Source organism: Neisseria sp. P0021.S007 (assembly GCF_051956855.1).
Map to the genome: position 1 here is coordinate 1 of NZ_JBQCXA010000739.1, position 615 is coordinate 615.

Below are 615 nucleotides of genomic sequence, written 5' to 3' on the forward strand. Positions count from 1 at the left end.
CTCCAGAGGGCATACACAGGCAGATTGTGGGTGCGGATATCCAGTTTCAAGCCGTTAAATGCAACGTGTGCATCCTGGTCGGAGGAAACAAATTCGGTATGGGAGATATAGTCGGCATCGTATGGCGCGCCGTTGAAATCAAATTGTGTACCTGCGGCGGTAAAGTAGGGGTGGAATCCCGGAGACGTGCGGACGGGCGATTCGCCGTAATTGCAGACAGTTAGGATGGCGATGGCTTCATTTTCGTTAGGCAGACTGTAATCAAGCAACCATTCGACGTGTTCATAGCCTTTTTCTGTGCTGATTAATTTCAAGCCGATATCCGATTCATTTTGATGGCGGATTTCCCAGTCTGAAGTTCTGCCGAAACCATGTTGAGCTAGATGATTTTTGCTGTCCGGTCCGAATTGGGGTAAGCAGACGTGCATGCCGCCGCGTAATTTTGTATCATCGCCCACGTGGACGCTGGTTTTCGGAAACAAGACTTCCCGTCCTTTTAGAATCAGGGAGTCAATATATCCGCCCATTGTATTGACTTGCATAGTGGCTGATTGGTTGCGTAGTATGATTTCAGGCATAATGATTTTAGCTTCAAATTGTTTATCATTTGTGTGG

General features: G+C 47.5%; 1 protein-coding gene. It reads right to left on the bottom strand.

What is annotated here, in order from left to right:
• Positions 1–578 (bottom strand): aldose epimerase family protein (locus ACTHUR_RS15695; protein ID WP_440399572.1); only part of this gene is annotated, 578 nt, incomplete at its 3' end.
• Positions 579–615: the final 37 nt, after the last annotated feature.